This window comes from Dongia sp. P2_B8, assembly GCF_056404715.1.
In genome coordinates, this window is sequence record NZ_JBFUDM010000007.1 from 236,154 (window position 1) to 253,855 (window position 17,702).

The 17,702-nt window shown below is 61.6% G+C and carries 16 protein-coding genes; 10 read left to right on the forward strand and 6 right to left on the reverse strand.

The annotated features are described in order from the left end of the window. Positions 1–24: 24 nt before the first annotated feature. From AC1DWZ_RS19740 to AC1DWZ_RS19765, 6 genes are all read right to left on the reverse strand, one after another. Positions 25–1,188 carry a serine hydrolase domain-containing protein gene (locus tag AC1DWZ_RS19740; RefSeq protein ID WP_477170659.1) on the reverse strand — a complete coding sequence of 388 codons (1,164 nt, stop codon included), beginning with the start codon at positions 1,186–1,188 and terminating at the stop codon, positions 25–27. A 6-nt stretch (positions 1,189–1,194) separates the two neighbouring features. Then, a complete protein-coding gene (locus AC1DWZ_RS19745) occupies positions 1,195–2,412 on the reverse strand; it encodes a serine hydrolase domain-containing protein (protein WP_477170660.1) in 1,218 nt (405 codons plus the stop codon). 66 nt (positions 2,413–2,478) lie between these two features. Next, positions 2,479–3,624, reverse strand: a complete 1,146-nt coding sequence (locus AC1DWZ_RS19750) for an extracellular solute-binding protein (RefSeq protein WP_477170661.1) — start codon at positions 3,622–3,624, stop codon at positions 2,479–2,481. Positions 3,625–3,772: 148 nt separating this feature from the next. Then, positions 3,773–4,606, reverse strand: coding sequence for an ABC transporter permease (locus AC1DWZ_RS19755; protein WP_477170662.1), 834 nt, complete (start codon positions 4,604–4,606; stop codon positions 3,773–3,775). Beyond that, positions 4,599–5,531, reverse strand: coding sequence for an ABC transporter permease (locus AC1DWZ_RS19760; protein WP_477170663.1), 933 nt, complete (start codon positions 5,529–5,531; stop codon positions 4,599–4,601). Before AC1DWZ_RS19760 ends, AC1DWZ_RS19755 begins: the two co-directional genes overlap by 8 nt. Positions 5,532–5,537: 6 nt before the next feature. After that, positions 5,538–6,635, reverse strand: coding sequence for an ABC transporter ATP-binding protein (locus tag AC1DWZ_RS19765; protein ID WP_477170664.1), 1,098 nt, complete (start codon positions 6,633–6,635; stop codon positions 5,538–5,540). 778 nt (positions 6,636–7,413) lie between these two features. Between AC1DWZ_RS19765 and AC1DWZ_RS19770 the strand changes: the two genes are divergently transcribed. The 10 genes from AC1DWZ_RS19770 (at position 7,414) to pheT (ending at position 17,618) form a co-directional block, all read left to right on the forward strand. Then, a complete protein-coding gene (locus AC1DWZ_RS19770) occupies positions 7,414–8,607 on the forward strand; it encodes an abortive infection family protein (RefSeq protein ID WP_477170665.1) in 1,194 nt (397 codons plus the stop codon). Positions 8,608–8,790: 183 nt separating this feature from the next. Next, positions 8,791–9,342: a DUF2380 domain-containing protein gene (locus AC1DWZ_RS19775; RefSeq protein ID WP_477170666.1), complete on the forward strand. Its 552-nt coding sequence runs from the start codon at positions 8,791–8,793 to the stop codon at positions 9,340–9,342. 170 nt (positions 9,343–9,512) lie between these two features. Next, a complete protein-coding gene (locus tag AC1DWZ_RS19780) occupies positions 9,513–10,472 on the forward strand; it encodes a LysR substrate-binding domain-containing protein (protein ID WP_477170667.1) in 960 nt (319 codons plus the stop codon). Between the two features lie 147 nt (positions 10,473–10,619). After that, entirely contained in the window at positions 10,620–11,318 is a 699-nt protein-coding gene (locus AC1DWZ_RS19785; RefSeq protein ID WP_477170668.1) for an RluA family pseudouridine synthase, read from the forward strand. Between the two features lie 88 nt (positions 11,319–11,406). Further along, positions 11,407–12,828 carry a M20 family metallopeptidase gene (locus AC1DWZ_RS19790; RefSeq protein WP_477170669.1) on the forward strand — a complete coding sequence of 474 codons (1,422 nt, stop codon included), beginning with the start codon at positions 11,407–11,409 and terminating at the stop codon, positions 12,826–12,828. Between the two features lie 199 nt (positions 12,829–13,027). Beyond that, positions 13,028–13,231, forward strand: a complete 204-nt coding sequence (gene rpmI, locus AC1DWZ_RS19795) for a 50S ribosomal protein L35 (protein ID WP_298688312.1) — start codon at positions 13,028–13,030, stop codon at positions 13,229–13,231. 27 nt (positions 13,232–13,258) lie between these two features. Beyond that, on the forward strand, positions 13,259–13,618 hold the full coding sequence (gene rplT / locus AC1DWZ_RS19800; RefSeq protein WP_477170670.1) for a 50S ribosomal protein L20: 360 nt from the start codon (positions 13,259–13,261) through the stop codon (positions 13,616–13,618). Positions 13,619–13,627: 9 nt separating this feature from the next. Further along, entirely contained in the window at positions 13,628–14,035 is a 408-nt protein-coding gene (locus AC1DWZ_RS19805) for a hypothetical protein (protein WP_477170671.1), read from the forward strand. 101 nt (positions 14,036–14,136) lie between these two features. Next, positions 14,137–15,228, forward strand: coding sequence for a phenylalanine--tRNA ligase subunit alpha (pheS, locus tag AC1DWZ_RS19810; protein ID WP_477170672.1), 1,092 nt, complete (start codon positions 14,137–14,139; stop codon positions 15,226–15,228). Further along, on the forward strand, positions 15,225–17,618 hold the full coding sequence (gene pheT / locus AC1DWZ_RS19815) for a phenylalanine--tRNA ligase subunit beta (protein ID WP_477170673.1): 2,394 nt from the start codon (positions 15,225–15,227) through the stop codon (positions 17,616–17,618). Before pheS ends, pheT begins: the two co-directional genes overlap by 4 nt. The last annotated feature ends 84 nt before the right edge of the window (positions 17,619–17,702 follow it).

A 17,702-nucleotide genomic window follows, 5' to 3' on the forward strand; every position in this document is an offset into this window, starting at 1 on the left:
AAGCCCGGGCATGACGACCGAAAATCAAATCCCCAACGCCTGCTTCACGGCATTGATCGCCGCCAGCGTCTCGCGCAGCAGTTGGGCGTCGCGAAAATCCGGCCAGCTGGAAAGCTTCACCGCGGTGAAGCCTGCCTGCGGATCTGAATAGATCAGCTGGCCAAAGACACCGCGCGCGAGCAGCACCGGCGTCCGGTGATCCTCGTGCCAGAACTGGTTCTGATAGGCGCCATTGGGTGTCGCCACCCGGTAGTCGCCGGTGAACTTGTCATGATCGCCAAAGCGGCATTGACGCACCCACTCCGCCGGCACGATCTGCCGGTTGTTGAAGAATCCGTCCTGCGTCAGCATCTCGCCAAAGCGGGCATAGTCGCGCAAGGTCGCGTTGAAGCCACCATCGGCCAGCGCGTAGCCGGCCGCATCGACCGTGTAATTGCCACTCTCCTCCGCCCCCAGGGGCTGCCACAAATCGCGACTCACGATGTCCGGCAAACGCTGGCCAGCCACGCGTTCCAGCACGAAGGCCAGCACATCGGTCTCGATCGAGCGATAAGAGAAACGCGCGCCATGCTCGGCCTCCTTGGCCTTGAGGCCGAGGACCACCTCCCAGACGGAAGTCGGCCAATGCCGCGTATCATTCTCGGGCTTGGCCTTCCAGCCGCAGGCCACATCGATGCGCCCGATATCCGAATAGGGATCGGTGTAGGTCTCGTCGAAGGCCACACCGCTGGTCATGTTGAGCACCTGCTGGACGGTGGCGCCCAGATAGGCCGTGTCTTTGAGGTCCGGCAGATAGTCCGTGATCGGTGCCGCGATATCGAGCTGGCCGCGGCTGGCAAAGATGCCGACCAGGATGCCGATCAGCGACTTCCCCACCGATTGCGACAGATGCAGCGTGCGCTCATTCATGCCGTTGAAATAGCGCTCCGCCACCACTTGGCCACGGTGCAGCACGATGAAGCCGTCGGTGTAGCTATTGTCCAGGAACCGGCCGACTGTGCTGTCGCCATGCGCGCCGCGATAGGCGATGTCGTCGATCGGCTGCGGTGCCCGCGGCAGCAATGAGGCCGGTTCCCGCCCGCGCCACACTTCCGCCGTCGCCACGATCTCGCGCACATGCTGGAAGGTCCATCGATTCTGCGGCGCCCTATCCCAGTTTTCGCGCGTCCAGGCAACACTGGTCGTCATTGCTGATCATCCTTCAGTGAGCGCGCGCTTGATGGCATGGATGGCGGCCTTCGATTCCAGATAGAGGGCATCGTCGAGGAACACCGGCCAGCTCGATAATTTGACGGCCACGATATCCAGCACCGGGTCGATATGGATCCACTGCCCGAAGACGCCCAGGCATTCCAGCACCGGCGTCTCATAATCCTCGATCCAGAACTGGTTGCGATAGGCGCCCTTGGGCATGGAGGCGCGGTAGTCCGGGCCGAACAAAGCCGGGTTGCCGCGCCGTGTCTCATGAATCCAGGCCGCCGGCACGATCTGGCTGCCATGGAAGAACCCGTCCTGGGCGATCATCTGGCCAAAGCGCGCATAGTCGCGCAGCGTCGCGTTGAGACCGCCGCAGGCAAGAGCGTAGCCCGCCGGATCGACGGTGTAGCAGGCGCTCTCTTCGGCGCCGAGCTTCTGCCAGATCTCGCGGCTCATCAGTTCAGGCAAGCGCAGGCCGCTCACCCGCTCCAGCGCAAAAGTGACGACATCGGTCTCGATCGAGCGGTAGAGGAAGCGCGAACCATGCTCGGCTTCCTGTTTGGTAAGGCCGAGGATCTGGTCCCACATCGTGGCCGGCCAGATGCGCGTGTCGCCCTCGGGTTTCGCTTTCCAGCCGGAGGCGACATCGGTCTGCCCGACATCGGAAAAGGGATCGGTATATTCCTCGGAATAGGCAACGCCCGACCCCATGTCGAGCACATGCTGCACCTTGGCACCGTTATAGGCGGTGGCTTTGAGCTCCGGCAGATAGTCGGTGATCGGCGCCTGTGGGTCGAGGAGCCCGCGCCCGGCCAGGATGCCAGCGAGCACGCCTGTGAAGGATTTCGCCACCGATTGCGAGAGGTGCAAGGTGCGCGGATTCATGTTGTTGAGATAGGTCTCGGACACGATCGCCCCCCGGTGCAGCACCAGGAAGCCGTCGGTATAGCTGTCATTGAGGAAATCGGCGACCGTGATGGTGCCGCGGGCACTTTGGAATTTGAGGGTGTCCAGATGCCTGAGGTCGCGCTTGAAGGCGTGCGGCGGGTTGGGGCCGCGCCAGACCTCGGCGGTCGGCACGATTTCGCGCACATGCTGGAACGACCAGCGATTCCAGGGCGCCCGGTCCCAGTCGGCGCGCGGAACGGTGCGTTTGGGGGGCGATCCCTGCATGATCGGCAAGGCCGCGCCTGAATCTTTTGTCGGGCCAGGCATTATTCAAGTCCGGCATGATGACGAAAAATCCCGGCAGCTTGGCAGCTGCCGGGATCTCACATGCGCTTACTTCGTCAGTTCGGTCCAGATGGCGGTGTAAAGCTCCGTCACCTCCGGCGGGCAAGCCGCCTGGATGAAGGTCTTCTGGCCTTCCGGCAGGTTGATTTCCGGGGCCGCCGCGAACTCCTTGTCGAGGAACTTCTCGGAGCCGGTGATGCCGTTGGCGTATTTCGCAAAGTCCGAAATCAGCGCGGCGTTTTCCGGGTCCATGATGAAGTTCTGGAACTTCTTCGCGTTCTCGATGTTGGCGGCACCCTTGATGACCGCGACGTTATCCATCCAGACGGCGAGGCCTTCCTTCGGATAGCCATAGACGATCTTCGGGTTCTGGAGACGCGCGCGCATCGAGGCGCCGTTCCAGTTCAAGCCCGCCATGATGTCTTCCTTGGCGTACTTCTCGACATTGCCGTAATCCATCGAGATCCAGTTCGGCTTCGAGGCCATCAGCAGGTCGCGAATTTCCTTCAGCTGGGTCTTGTCGCCGTTGCACACCGGGTTGAAGCCCTTATAGGCAAGAGCGGCACCGATGACATCGTTCATTTCCGGGACGACGTTGGTCTTGCCCTTGAGCTCGGCCGGCGTGTCGAACAGGATCGCCCAGGTGTTCGGGTCGCCCTTATAGGCGCCGGTGTTGACCGTGAGGCCGGTCGTGCCCCACTGCCAGGGAACCGTGTAGTTGCGGCCCTTGTCGAAATCGACATCGACCCAGCGCGGGTCCATGTTCTTGAAGTTCGCCATGCCACTGGGCTTGGTTTCCTCGAGCAGGCCTTCGTCGATGAAGATCTTCACGAAGTTGTTGCTCGGCACCACGATGTCGAAGCCATGACCGCCGGCCTTGATCTTCGCCAGCGCGACGTCGTTCGAGTCATAGTCGGTCACCGTCACCTTGACGTTGAATTCCTTCTCGAACTTCTCAATGAGCTTGGGGTTGGTGTAATTGCCCCAATTGTAGATGTTGAGCGTGCCACCGGCGGGCGCTGCTGCGGCAGGTGCCGCGGCCGCGGTTTCCGTGGTGTTCGTCGCAGCCGGAGCCGCTTCCGTGGTCTCCGTCGTATTGGTGGCAGGCGCCGTCGTCGTGGTATTCGACGATGCCGCCGCATCTTCCTTCTTCTCACCGCAGGCGCTCAGCGCCAACATCACGGTAAGCGCCATGGCCGTACTCTTAAAAGCCTGTAGATATGTCAATTGAACCTCCACCTATCTGCTGAACCGCCCTTTGACCGGGCCATCTTCTTGATCTTGTAACCTGTCCCACCAAGTGCCTTAGGCCCCATTCCGTTCCCGGAACAGGACGCCTCGGTCATGCTTTCTTCCTGTTGAGCAGGAAGAAGATCGTCACCATCACGATCGATATCGCCAGGAAGACCGACGAGATGGCATTCATTTCCGGGGTCACGATGCGCCGCAACTGACCCAGCATATAGGTCGGCAACGTATCCTGTCCGCCCGATTTCACCAATTCGGTGATCACGACATCGTCAAGCGAGATGACGAAGGCCAGCATGCCGCCGGCCAGGATCCCCGGCCACAGCAGCGGCAGGGTGACATAGCGGAACGTCCGGAACGGCGTCGCATAGAGGTCGGCGGCCGCCCGCTCCAGCGACAGGTCCATGTTCTCGAGACGCGCCCGGATCGGCAGATAGGCAAAGGGAATGCAGAACGCCGTGTGGGCGATCAGCAGGTAGCCAAGCCCGGTATAGCCGGTCGCCACCTTGATCGCCGCGAAGAAGATCAGCAGCGACACGCCGGTCACGATTTCCGGCACCATCAGCGGCTGGTTGATGAAGGCATAGATGAAGGTGAGGCCAGGAAACGGCTTGGTGCGCGTCGTGGCCAGGGCCGCCATGGTGGCGACGATGGTCGAGACCACGGCGGCAAACGAGGCGATGGTGAGCGAGCGCACCGACGCGTCATAGACCTGCACATTGGCCCAGGCCGATTCGTACCAGCGCCAGGAGAAGCCGGCCCAGATCGCAACCGATGTCCCGGCGTTGAAGGAATAGACCACCAGCGTCAGGATCGGCGCATAGAGCATGACGAAGCAGATCATCGCCATGGTGGTGAAGCCGGTCTGCTTGCGGACGTCGAACACCGGTCCCCGGCGTCTCCGTTTCACGGGTGCTGCCTCAGCCATGACGCGCCTCCGTCTTCGAGGCGTTCTTCACATAGAACAGCAGGGCGATCATCACGATGGCCATGAGTGTGATCGAGAGCGCCGCCCCCAGCGGCCAGTTGCGCCCCTGCCCGAACTGCATCTCGATGAGGTTGCCCAGCATGAGGTTGCGCCCGCCGCCCAGCACGCGCGGTGTCACATAGGCGCCGAGCGAGGGGATGAAGACCAGGATCGAGCCGGCGATGACACCGGGCTTCACCAACGGGAAGATGACATGGCGCAGCACGCGAAAGCGCGTCGCATAAAGATCGTAACCGGCCTCGACCAGGCGGAAATCGATGCGTTCCATGCTGGCATAAAGCGGCAGCACCATCAGCGGCAGATAGACATAAAGCAGGCCCATCATGACCGCAAAATCAGTGAACATGATCTGGATCGGCGCATCGATGATCCCCAGCCCCAACAGCAGTGAATTCACGATGCCCTCGTTGCGGATCACTTCCATCACCGCGAAGGTGCGGATGAGAAGGTTGGTCCAGAACGGGATGGTGATCAGGAACAGCCACAGATCGCGCGAGCGCTCATTGCGCGTGGCGATGAAATAGGCGGTCGGAAAACCGAACACCAGGGCGAGAATGGTGGTGAAGAAGGAGAGTTTGACCGAGCGCCACAGGATCGACATATGCGCATCGGCCAAGGTCACGGCATCGGTGAAAATGTCTTTCGTGAACACCACGCCGAACCAGGCATCGGTCGAGAAATGCCATTCGACACCGCCATAATCGCCCTTCTGCAGGAAGGAATAGACCACCACGATGGCGAGCGGCCCGATGGCCGCGAACAGCAGGATGATGAGCGCTGGCGCTGAGAGCAGCCAACGGCCGCGCGTCTCGCGCCGGTCGGCGGCGGCGGACGCCTTGGCTGCAAAAGATTTTACTTCTGCCATGTCAGATCAATCCTTCAGGATCTGCATGGCTTCGGGCGCGATGCGCAGGCCCACCGCATCGCCTTCTTTGAGGACCTCCTGATGGCCACGGCGGTTCTGCACGCGCACCGTCACCTCGGCCGTTTCCGCGCCATCGAGCCGCACATGAAAGGTCGTGTCGGTCCCGAAATAGACGATGTTTTCGACCACGCCTGAGAGATGCGCCTCGCCGCCCGGCCGCACCAGATCGATGCGCTCCGGCCGGACTGCCAGCGTCACCTTGGCGCCGACACCGACACTTTCGCTCAAAGGATGGCTGATGACGACACCCGACGGCAGCTTGATCTGGCCGTCGGCGGCGATCCGCTGCATGACTTCGGCTTCGATGAAATTGGTCTCGCCGATGAAATCGGCAACGAACCGGACGGTGGGGTGCTCGTAGATCTCGGTTGGCGACCCGATCTGCAGGATCTTGCCTTTCGACATGACCGCGATCCGGTCCGACATGGTCAGCGCTTCTTCCTGGTCGTGTGTCACGAAGATGAAGGTGATGCCGGTCTCCAGCTGCATGCGCTTCAATTCGATCTGCATCTCCTTGCGGAGCTTCAAATCGAGGGCCGAGAGCGGCTCGTCGAGGAGCAGCACCTTGGGCCGGGGGGCAAGGGCGCGGGCCAATGCCACGCGCTGCTGCTGGCCGCCGGAAATCTGGCTGGTGCGGCGGTCCCGCAATTCCTCCATGCGCACCAGCTTCAGCATGGCGGTGACCGTCGCCTGCACCTCGGCCTTGGGCTTGCCCAGCATCTGGAGGCCAAAGGCGATGTTTTGGGCGACCGTCATGTGCGGGAACAAAGCGTAGGACTGGAAAACCGTGTTCACATGGCGCTTGAAGGGCGGCAGATGCGCCACTTCCTCGCCTTCCAGCAGGATGCTGCCATCGGTCGGCATTTCGAAGCCGGCAATGAGGCGCAGCAAGGTGGTCTTGCCGCAGCCCGATGGCCCCAAAAGGGTAAAGAACTCATTCTGTTGAATGGTGACCGAGACATTATCCAGGGCGCGAACCTCGCCGACCCCCGCCCCGAAAATTTTGCTTACGTTTTTAGCTTCGACAGCTACAGCCGCTGACACGATTGAACGTCCCCGTCGTTATATGCGCCATCCGCCTCACCCCCTACCCTTTGTCTGGGCTCGGTCTTCATATGGACCAGGATTTTGCGCGAAGCCCAGATTAGGCATTCGGCGCACAAGGTCAATCACGGCGTTGCACAAAAGTTAAATAAGTTGCCTGATTTTCATTTTACCGATGGTGCCAGATGCCAAGTCGATGGCGCCTGACATGACGCAGGCGCACGTTGGCATTACCCGCAATAGCATCGGCGACATAGATCGAAACCGAACCGCCCCCACCCCGGAGGCGAATGCCGACCTTCGTCGGCGGCCCTCCCCCTAAAGGGAGAGGGCTTTGCTGGTGAGCTTGAACGATCAGATGCGCTCCAAACTCCCTCTCCCTTTAGGGGGAGGGCCGGGGTGGGGGCATGAGCGAAGACTCTCTCCCACCACGCACCCAACCCAACCAATCGGTCAAAACCCCTTCGCACCGAACCCGAACCGCAAACGAACCGAACACGAACCAATCCCGTCACCATCCCCGCCGCCCAATCTCCACCATCGCCACCGCCCCCATCGTCATGGTCCGCGAAGGCGGACCACCCACGAGTTGCTTTCTTCAACGTCCGACAGACTCGCGGAGTCGACATATGGCACACCTCGATATTTGACGAAGCGTCGTCAACAGCGCTGTCTCTATAGTATTGATTGAAAAGGCCAATCGATAATGCTGGCGTGTGGGGTTCTTGCTATCGATAATCAATATTGTCGCTGCCCAAAAATCAAGAAAGTTAGGTCCGTGAACACCTCGATATCAGCCGCAACGCTCAGGGACCTTCGCAATGAGCTTGCGCGCGCAATTGCCGAGACCTCGGCACCGAAGGTTGCGGCTCTATGCGTGCGCCTGGGACTGCGGGAAAGCGACGGCGACGATCCCTGGAGCGGGAAGTACAAATACGCTGAAAGGCGACTGACCGATCTTTCCGAGGACGAGCTTGTGAACTGCGGCCATAGACTGCTCAAAGAGACAGAGCATTTTGATCTTCAAGAGTGCCTTGCCCGGATTGAAGAGAAAGAGGCGCCTGCAGTTGCCATTCTCACCCGCCGCCGCCTGATTGATGTCTTCTCCAGGCGCCGCCTGGCGACCGAGATGACGAACATTGCATTCCTCTGTACTCTGTGGCCGAAAAATAAGGTCGTTGATCCGCAAGCCGAAGTGATGGACAGCATCACCACCTATCTTGGTGGAAAGCACACGCAGCAGCCAGCGCCGACGGCGGCAGAGCTGCTAGAAAAAGTCGGCCTACTCACTTGCTCCCGAACACAGTTGTTTCGGTTCATTGAGGCCGTGACTGGTCCAGAAGCACAATCGGAGGATTTTCAGGGCAAACTCGTCGAAGAAATCGACCAGGTCCTGCGAAAAGATGGGCTAATGCTGAGTCCGGGGAAGCTCCAGGCCGGCAGCCCGACTTACGTTGTGAAAGTATTGCCCGCAGGCTCGCCTGCCGACACTGCCATTTCAGCAGCCTTAGAGGCATTTGACCCAATACGTGTGCATACCCGGTGGCTAGCCGCCCTTGACCGGCGCGCGAGTGAACCAGAGGGAGCTATAACGCTTGCACGGACTCTGCTCGAAGACGTGAGTAAATGGCTTCTCGACGAGGCGGGTCGGACTTGGCAAGAAAAGGATGATCTTCCGATCCTATATCGCAAACTTTCAAAGACACTAAAACTGGCTCCCGACGATCACACTGAGGAGGTCTTTAAGAAAATCCTCGGCGGCTGCCAAAGCATAGTGGAATCGCTCGGCACCCTACGTAACAAGCTTGGCGACGCTCACAGCACGGGCCCAAAGAGGGCGCGCCCGAAGGCGCGGCACGCAGAACTGGCTGTCAACTTGGCCGGTGCGATGGCAACCTTCCTCGTCGCAACCTGGGAGGAGCGACAAAAGGAACCAAGTGGGTCAGCACCAGATACAACGGTAAAGTCGTAGCCACCCCACCCCCCAATATCCTCCCAACGGATGGCCCCCAGCACGCCCCTTTGCGTTGCTGGCATCTCCCAAAATCCCTACACTTCTTCGCCTATCCCGGGCCTTTCCCCCAGATTGATCCCCGGACTGATGGGGGGTGTGCCCGCGGGGGCCGGCTGTCATGCCTGCCCGGGAAGGAGCCACATGCACCATGCGCAGGATAGGGACGGCGATATTGGGATCTGGCAGCGGCTTTTGCTGATCGCCGCAATTGCCAGTGCCATCGTGTCGTCGGCAGCCGTCATGTCATTTGCCTTCGCCGACAATTCGGCCCGCCCGGCGCTTGCGGTGACAGGGTTCGATTTCACCGACACGTCCGGCGAGACGGTCGACCGGACCGCGGAACATGATGCGCGCCTCAAGGCATTCGATACCACCTTGCGCGACGATCTTGCCGGCAGCGAGAAGATCAAGCTGGCAAGCCTCAACTGTGCGGCAGGTCCCTGCACGGCGACTGACCCCGGCGTCGAGACCCTGGCGGCTGAGGCAAAGGCTGCCGACATCCGGTACCTGCTGGTGGGCGGCGTTCACAAGATGAGCACGCTGGTGGGCTGGGTGGAATTCGCCGTGCTGGACATCACCGGCGACAAACTGCTCTGCAACCGGCGGCTGACCTATCGCGGCGACACCGACGATTCCTGGCAGCGCGCGGCGAGGTTCGTGGCGCGCGACCTGGAGCAGTACTGCATTCCATAAGATCCTCCGCCGCGTCGCAAAATCTCCCCCAATCCCCGAGTAATCCCTAGCGCGCTTTCCGGGCGGGGCTGCTAGATTGCCCCCGTTCCGGCCGCCCGGCCCCCGCCTCGCGGGCTACCCAGACGGCCGATCGAGAGCGTTCCCCAAGCGACGTCCATGAGCATTGAGCGATGAGCACGAACCGAAACAAGAACAGACGGCAATTGCCGCCCTTGAACGCGCTGCGCGCCTTCGAAGCGGTGGCAAGGTTTCTGAGCTTCACCAAGGCCGCCGAAGAACTGCTGGTGACGCAGAGTGCGGTGAGCCGCCAGGTGAAGAATCTCGAAGACATATTGGGTGTCGCCCTCATCCTGCGGAAGGCGCAGCTGGAACTGACCGAGGAAGGAAAGCGCCTGCTCCCCGTCCTCACCGACAGTTTCGACCGCATGGACGTGGTCATCGGCAGCTTCCGCCGCCAGTCGAAGAAGCCGCCCTTGAGCCTTGCTGTCCCGCCGACCTATGCGCGCCGCGTGATGCTGCCGCGCCTCCCGGATTTCCAGCGCGCCAACCCGGATCTTGAAATCCGTATCGAAACGCCGCCGGTCAATCCGGATTTCCGCAATTCCGGCCATGACCTTGCCATCATGTTCGGCGAGATGGAGGCCGAGGGCCTCATCGCCGATGTGCTGATGCGCGAAAGGTGGAGCCCGCTTGCCTCGCCCGAGCTCATCAAGAAAGCTGGCTGGCCCGACCTCAAGGCGATGATTGCCAAGGCACCGCTCCTTCACATCCGCCAGGGCAATGATTCCTGGCACGATTGGCGGCAGCTCGCCCGCCAGGTTGGCTTTGCCGGCCTCCCCGTCGAACGCGGCCTGGTCGTCGAGACCGCCGACCAGGCGGTGCAGGCAGCCCTTTCCGGCGGCGGCGTCGTGGTGGTCGATCCCGTGCTGTGCGCCGATGAGGTGGCGAGCGGCAAGCTGGTGGCGCCGTTCGAAATCAGCATGCCCACGGGCCGCGTCTATACTTTGGTGTGCCGCGCCGACGAAACCGACCTCGCCCGCATCGCCGCCTTCCGCGCCTGGGCCCTCTCCGCTCTGGTGGAAGCGCCGTCGGAGATGGCCGCGGAACCGCTTGACGAAGATGAATCGTAACACCCCTCACCCCGACCCTCTCCCCGCCCGGAGGCGAATGCCGACCTTCGTCGGCGGCGCGGGGCGAGGGAGTGTTGAGCGAGCTCGACCTAAAGCCCCTCGCCCCGCTTGCGGGGAGAGGGGTTGGGGTGAGGGGCCTACGCCTCAATGACTCCCCAGGAAATCCAATCCCGCCTGCTCTATCGTGACGGGCTGATGCTGATCATCGACAAGCCGGCGGGCCTCCCCGTCCATACCGGCCCCGGCGGCGGCGACAATCTGGAACGCTATTTCGATCATCTCCGCTTCGGCCTGCCGAAGGCGCCCGCCTTGGCGCATCGCCTCGACCGCGACACGTCGGGGTGCCTGGCATTAGGCCGCCAGCACAAGGGCCTCTCGCGTCTGGGCAAGCTGTTCCAGGAAGGCAAGGTCGAGAAGACCTATTGGGCGATCACCACCCAGGCGCCGCCGGAAAAGTCCGGCACCATCAATGCCAGTTTGAAGAAGCTCACCACACGCGCCGGCGGCTGGCGCATGATCGTGGTGGATGATGACGACAAGGACGGGCAGAAATCGGTGACCGATTACAAGCTGCTGGGCTCCGGCCCGAATGTGCATTGGCTGGAGCTCCACCCGCGCACCGGCCGCACCCACCAGATCCGCGTGCATCTGGCCCATCTCGGCTGCCCGATCCTGGGGGAGCCGCAATATCTGCCGCCGAACTCCCCGAAGCCCAATCAGCCGCTTCATCTTCATTCCCGGTCGCTGATCCTGCCGCTTTATCCGAAGAAGGATCCCGTGAAGGCCGAGGCCCCACCGCCCGCCCACATGCTCACCGCCTTGAAGGCCTGCGGCTATTCGGGCTGAAGCCAGCTTCCCATCAGCTTCCCATTTTTGGGCGCACGCGCTAGCCTGCGCGCAAGATTGACCCATCACCGGAAAAGCCAGCCGCATCATGAACCAACAGGATCAAGCAGCCTTCATCGATGGCATGTGGCGGGACGAAATCGTCCCGACCCTCATCGATTACATCCGCATTCCCAACAAATCGCCGGCCTTCGATCCTGATTGGGTGGCGCATGGTCATATGGACCGCGCCGTCGACCTCTTTGCCGGCTGGGCGCGCGGCAAGCTCGGCGCATTGCCGGGTGCGACACTGGAGGTGGTGCGGTTGGCCGAACGCACACCGGTCATCTTCATCGAGATTCCGGGCAGCGATTCATCGTCGCAGGATCGCGTGTTGCTTTATGGCCATCTCGACAAGCAGCCGGAAATGGTTGGCTGGCTCGACGGCTACGGCCCCTGGATTCCGCGCCTTGAGGGCGACAGGCTTTATGGCCGGGGTGGTGCCGATGACGGCTATGCGATGTTCGGCGCCTTGACCGCGATACTGGCTTTGGCGCGCGCGGGCAAACCACATGCGCGCTGCCTCATCCTCATCGAGGCCTGCGAGGAATCCGGCAGTTATGACCTGCCCTACTATGTCGAACATCTCTCTGCCCGCATCGGCGATCCGTCACTGGTGGTCTGCCTCGATTCCGGCTGCGGCAATTACGACCAGCTCTGGCTCACCACCTCGCTTCGCGGCATGCTCGGCACCAACATGGTCGTGCGCGTGCTGACCGAGGGTGTGCATTCCGGCGACGCCTCGGGGGTCGTGCCGTCGAGCTTCCGTCTTGCGCGCCAGATCATCTCGCGCCTCGAGGATGAGGTGACCGGTGCCATCAAGCCGGAGAGCCTGCATGTGCAGGTTCCGGCCGAGCGCATCGCCCAGGCGCGCATTGCAGCTAGCGCCTTGGGCGAAAGCATCCATGGCAAGTTCCCCTTCACACAAGGCATGAAGCCGGTCAGCGACGATCTCACCGAACTTGTCTTGAACCGCACCTGGCGGCCGCAGCTGGCCGTCACTGGGGCGGAGGGCATGCCGGCCTTTGCCAACGCGGGCAACGTGCTGCGGCCCTATACCGGTGTCCGCCTCTCTTTGCGCCTGCCGCCCACCCTCGATGCTGACGCAGCGCTTGCCACCGTCGAGAAGCTCCTCACCGAGAACCCACCCTACGGTGCCGAGATCGTTTTGGAGCATCTCGAGGCCAGCAAGGGCTGGAACGCCCCCAAGCTCGCCCCCTGGCTCGAAGCCTCCCTCGACACGGCCTCGAGATCAGCCTTCGGCCGGGAGCCCGCTTATATGGGAGAGGGCGGCAGCATCCCCTTCATGGCCATGCTGGGCGAACAGTTCCCCAAGGCGCAGTTCGTCGTGACCGGGGTGCTCGGCCCCCATTCCAATGCCCATGGGCCGAACGAGTTTCTCCATGTGCCGACCGGCCAGCGCGTCACTCGGACGGTGGCAAGGGTGCTGGCCGACCACTGGGCCCGCTGAGGGGGCTTGTATAGACAAGTGGTTAATTTCGGCCCGATGGGTCAGAAAAAATCGTTGTTTTTCAAGGGGGCTGAATCGGCTTGTTTTGGCGGGCTTTGGCGGTTATAACCCGCCCCGCACGGCATTAATGCGTCCAGGGCGAACCAGAGGGCATGCCCAACCGCAGCCGAATGCAGCAATCTAATCAATAGGATATGAAATGCCCAAGATGAAGACGAAGAGCGGCGCCAAAAAGCGCTTCAAGCTCACCGCCAGCGGCCAGGTGAAATTCAAGCCGGCCAACAAACGTCACGGCCTCTCCAACCGGCCGACGAAGATGAAGCGGCAGACCCGCCGCAATGAAGTGATGTTCGAGGCTGATGCCAAGAAGGTCATTAAATTCTTCCTGCCCAATGGGCTCTGACGTAAGTCGCTGACGGAGAACTGAAAAATGGCTCGTACCAAACGCGGCGTCACCTCGCACGCCAGGCACAAAAAAGTTCTCGAGATGGCCAAGGGCTATGTCGGGCGCTCATCGACGAATTTCCGTATTGCGATCGAGAAGGTCGAAAAGGGCCTGCAATACGCCTACCGCGACCGCCGCGCCAAGAAGCGCGACTTCCGCGGCCTGTGGATCCAGCGCATCAACGCCGGTGTCCGCGAGCATGGCCTCACCTATTCGCAGTTCATCAACGGCGTGAAGCGCGCTGGCATCGAAGTCGACCGCAAGGTCCTCTCCGATCTCGCGATCCACGAGCCGGCCGCTTTTGCGGCGCTGGTGAAGCAGGCGCAAGAGGCGTTGGCGAAGTAAATTTCGGCCATGCCGACAATACGCCTGAAGCATCTTTATGTGATTGCAACCGTCGCCCTGGCTTTGCCAGCGGTGACGGCTTGCGATTCCTATAAGGAGGATGTGGCGACGGTGCAGCAGGCTGAGAGCATCGTTCCCGGCAAGAGCAACGATGCGCTGGCGCGTGAAATCGCCGGTGCGCGCGGGTCGATCAAGTGGAACGGCGCCAAGGCCGAACGCTATAACAACGATGCGATCGTCCTGGTGACCGCCAATATCGACCGCGTCGGCCAGTCCGGGGCTGACCATAAGATCGCCCTCGAATTCATCAACAATCGCGAGACCCGCAAAGTCGCTTTCGAGCAGGCCTATATCGACGGCAAGCCGCAGAGCCTGCTGGGTGGTGCTTTGACGTTGTTTCTGCTGCAATTGGACTGACCGGCCGCGATCGCGCCAGATATGGAACGAGAGCATGGAGGCCGGATCATCCGAGCCTCCTTTTTTGTTTGTGAGCTACGATCAACAGGGACTTGTCAAACATGTCGACTGAAGCGGGGCAGGACCTAAACGGTCTGCAGAAGAAGTGGCTGGACGCCGTGGCTGCCACCGGCAGCGTCGACGCGCTGGAACAGGTGCGCGTCGATGCGCTGGGCAAGAAGGGCGAGATTTCCGGCCTGATGAAAGTGCTGGGCACGATGGGCCCGGATGAGCGCAAGGCCTTCGGCGCCAGGCTCAATGTGCTGCGCGACGAGGTGGCCAGCGCCATCGACACGAAGAAGACCGGCCTTGCCGATTCAGCGCTCAACGCCAAACTTGCGCGCGAAACCCTGGATCTCACTTTGCCGGCGCGTCCCGAGATGGAAGGCCGCATTCACCCGATCACGCAGACGGTCGATGAGATCGTCGCCATTTTCGGCGAGATGGGCTTCTCTGTGGCCGAAGGGCCGGATATCGAGGACGATTTCCATAATTTCACCGCGCTCAACATCCCGGCCGATCATCCGGCGCGCCAGATGCAGGATACCTTCTATCTGCCGGCGAAGCCCGATGGCAGCCAGATGGTCTTGCGCACACACACCTCGCCGGTGCAGATCCGCACGATGCTGAAGGGCGAGTTGCCGATCCGAATCATCTGCCCGGGCCGCACCTACCGCGTCGATTCCGACATGACCCATTCGCCGATGTTCCATCAGGTCGAAGGTCTGGTCATCGACACTACGACCAACATGGGGCACCTCAAAGGCTGCCTGCAGGATTTCGTGCGCGCCTTCTTCGGCATCGACAATCTGCCGGTCCGTTTCCGCCCGTCTTATTTCCCCTTCACCGAACCCTCGGCCGAAGTCGATATCGGCTGCGACCGCTCAGGCGGCGAGTTGAAGCTCGGTGCCGGGAAAGATTGGCTGGAAATTCTGGGCTCCGGCATGGTGCACCCCAAGGTGCTGGAAAATTGCGGCATCGATTCCACCAAGTACCAGGGCTTTGCCTTCGGCATGGGGATCGAGCGCATCGCCATGCTGAAATACGGCATTCCGGATCTCCGTACCTTCTACGAATCCGACCTACGCTGGCTGCGCCATTACGGATTTGTGCCCCTTGATATCCCCACGATGGTGGGAGGATTGACGCGATGAAATTCACACTCTCCTGGCTGAAGACGCATCTCGAGACCGATGCGGACCTTGCCACCATTACCAAGAAGCTCACCGATCTCGGCCTCGAGGTCGAAGGCGTCGAGGACAAGGCGCTGGCGCTGAAGCCCTTCGTCGTGGGGTACGTGGTCGAAGCTGTGCAGCATCCCAATGCCGACCGGTTGCGTGTGTGCAAGGTCGATGCCGGCAATGGCATCGTGCAGGTGGTGTGCGGTGCCCCCAACGCGCGCACCGGCATGAAGGGCGTGTTCGCCCCCGTGGGCACGCATGTGCCAGGCACCGGCCTCGATTTGAAGGCCGGCAACATCCGCGGGCAGGATTCCAACGGCATGCTGTGCTCGGCGCGTGAATTGGGCTTGGGCACCGATCATGACGGCATCATCGAACTCCCCGAGGATGCGCCGGTGGGGAAAAGCTTCGTCGAATATCGCGGACTGGGTGACCCGATCATCGAGATCAAGATCACGCCGGACCGCGCCGATTGCCTCGGCGTATTTGGTATCGCGCGCGATCTGGCGTCCGCGGGTCTGGGCAAGTTGAAGCCGCTCGCGGCAAAGCATGTGCCCGGCACCTTCAAGAGCCCGATCCAGTGGCAGATCGATGAGAGCGCCAAGAGCGGCGTTTTCTATACCGCCGGCCGCTATTTCAAGGGTGTGAAGAACGGTCCCTCGCCCCAATGGCTGCAGGACCGGCTGACCTCGATCGGCCTGCGCCCCATTTCAAAGCTGGTCGACATTACCAATTTCGTGACGTTCGATCTGTGCCGGCCGCTTCATGTGTTCGACGCCGACAAGGTGAAGGGCAATGTCACGATGCGTTCGGCGAAACCCGGCGAAACCATTGAGGCGCTCGACGGCAAGACCTATGCGCTGGAACCCGGCATGATCGTGATCAGTGACGATCAGGGGCCGGAAGCCATCGGCGGCATCATGGGCGGGCTCGCCTCGGGCTGCACCGACGCGACGGTGAATGTCTTCCTGGAAGCAGCACTCTTCGACACCATCACCACGGCGAAGACCGGCCGCAAGCTCGGCATTCAGTCGGATGCGCGCTATCGCAACGAGCGCGGACTCGATCCGCAATCGGAAATCTGGGGCATCGATGTGGCGACACAGCTCATCCTTGAGCTGTGCGGCGGCGAGGTTTCGGAAGTGACCTCAGCCGGCACGATCCCCGCCGGCACGCGCGAGATCGCTTTCCGCCCGTCCCGTGTGCTGGCCCTGGGCGGTGTCGAGGTTGCTGTGGCAAAGCAGAAGCAGATCCTCATCGACCTCGGCTTCAAGGTCGCGGAGAAGAGCGCCGACAATTGGTCGGTCACCACGCCGACCTTCCGCGCCGACGTCGAGGGCGAGGCCGATATCGTCGAGGAAGTGATGCGCGTGCATGGGTTTGATCATATCCCGGCGACGTCTTTGCCGCGTGCCACAGCGCTGCCGGTCGTGGCCGTCACCTTGGGCCAGAAGCGCGTGCAGCAGGCAAAGCGCCTGTTGGCGGTGCGTGGCCTCAATGAGACCGTGACCTTCAGCTTCATGCCGGGCAATGTGGCGGCGATGTTCGCCGGCAACAATGCGCTGGTGCCGCTCGCCAACCCGATCAGCGCCGATCTTGATGTCATGCGTCCCAGCATTCTCGGCAATCTGCTGATGGCGGCGGCCAGGAATGCGGCGCGCGGGTTCAGTGATCTCGGCCTCTTCGAGATCGGGCCGACTTATCTGGGTGAGACCGCGAAGGACCAGGTGTTGGCCGCGACCGGTATCCGTGTCGGGACCACACCCCGGCATTGGCAGGTGAAGGCACGGCCCTTGGATGCATTCGATGCCAAGGCCGATGCGGTAGCACTGCTCTCGGCGTTCGGTGTGCCGGTCGAGAATCTGCAGATCGAGGCATTGGCGCCCGCGCATTATCACCCGGGCCAGTCGGCTGTGTTGCGTTTGGGTCCGACGATCTTGGCGCAATTCGGTGCTATTCATCCCAAGGTACTGCAGACTTTGGATGTGAAGGGCCCGGCAGTCGGGTTCGAGCTGTTCCTCGAACGCCTGCCGATGCCACGCTCAAAGGGCACCGCGCGGCCGCTGTTGAATGCGTCCGCTTTCCAGCCCCTCGAGCGCGATTTCGCCTTCATCGTCGATGCGGGTGTTGCTGCCGAGAAGCTGGTGAAAGCCGCCAAGGGTGCCGACAAGATCCTGGTGACCGAGGTGAAGCTGTTCGACATCTTCGCCGGGGGTTCATTGCCCGAAGGCAAGAAGTCAGTAGCCTTGTCCGTCGTGCTGCAGCCCCGCGAGAAGACGCTGACCGATGCCGAGATCGAAGCCGTGTCGGCGAAGATCGTTGCCGCGGTCAATAAGGCGACGGGTGGGGAACTGAGGAAGTAAGCCCCCTCACCCTGACCCTCCCCCACGTTGGGGGGAGGGAAGCGTGTTGGGGTTAGGTTCAGTCACCTACTCTAGCAATCATCG

Coding starts and splice junctions, on each gene's coding strand:
- AC1DWZ_RS19775 (WP_477170666.1), top strand. CDS start 8,791: ATGCACCATGCGCAGGATAGGGACGGCGATATTGGGATCTGGCAGCGG.
- pheS (WP_477170672.1), top strand. CDS start 14,137: ATGTCGACTGAAGCGGGGCAGGACCTAAACGGTCTGCAGAAGAAGTGG.
- pheT (WP_477170673.1), top strand. CDS start 15,225: ATGAAATTCACACTCTCCTGGCTGAAGACGCATCTCGAGACCGATGCG.
- AC1DWZ_RS19785 (WP_477170668.1), top strand. CDS start 10,620: ATGACTCCCCAGGAAATCCAATCCCGCCTGCTCTATCGTGACGGGCTG.
- AC1DWZ_RS19760 (WP_477170663.1), bottom strand. CDS start 5,531: ATGGCAGAAGTAAAATCTTTTGCAGCCAAGGCGTCCGCCGCCGCCGAC.
- AC1DWZ_RS19780 (WP_477170667.1), top strand. CDS start 9,513: ATGAGCACGAACCGAAACAAGAACAGACGGCAATTGCCGCCCTTGAAC.
- AC1DWZ_RS19750 (WP_477170661.1), bottom strand. CDS start 3,624: ATGGCGCTTACCGTGATGTTGGCGCTGAGCGCCTGCGGTGAGAAGAAG.
- AC1DWZ_RS19755 (WP_477170662.1), bottom strand. CDS start 4,606: ATGGCTGAGGCAGCACCCGTGAAACGGAGACGCCGGGGACCGGTGTTC.
- AC1DWZ_RS19745 (WP_477170660.1), bottom strand. CDS start 2,412: ATGCCTGGCCCGACAAAAGATTCAGGCGCGGCCTTGCCGATCATGCAG.
- AC1DWZ_RS19740 (WP_477170659.1), bottom strand. CDS start 1,188: ATGACGACCAGTGTTGCCTGGACGCGCGAAAACTGGGATAGGGCGCCG.
- rplT (WP_477170670.1), top strand. CDS start 13,259: ATGGCTCGTACCAAACGCGGCGTCACCTCGCACGCCAGGCACAAAAAA.
- AC1DWZ_RS19790 (WP_477170669.1), top strand. CDS start 11,407: ATGAACCAACAGGATCAAGCAGCCTTCATCGATGGCATGTGGCGGGAC.
- rpmI (WP_298688312.1), top strand. CDS start 13,028: ATGCCCAAGATGAAGACGAAGAGCGGCGCCAAAAAGCGCTTCAAGCTC.
- AC1DWZ_RS19805 (WP_477170671.1), top strand. CDS start 13,628: ATGCCGACAATACGCCTGAAGCATCTTTATGTGATTGCAACCGTCGCC.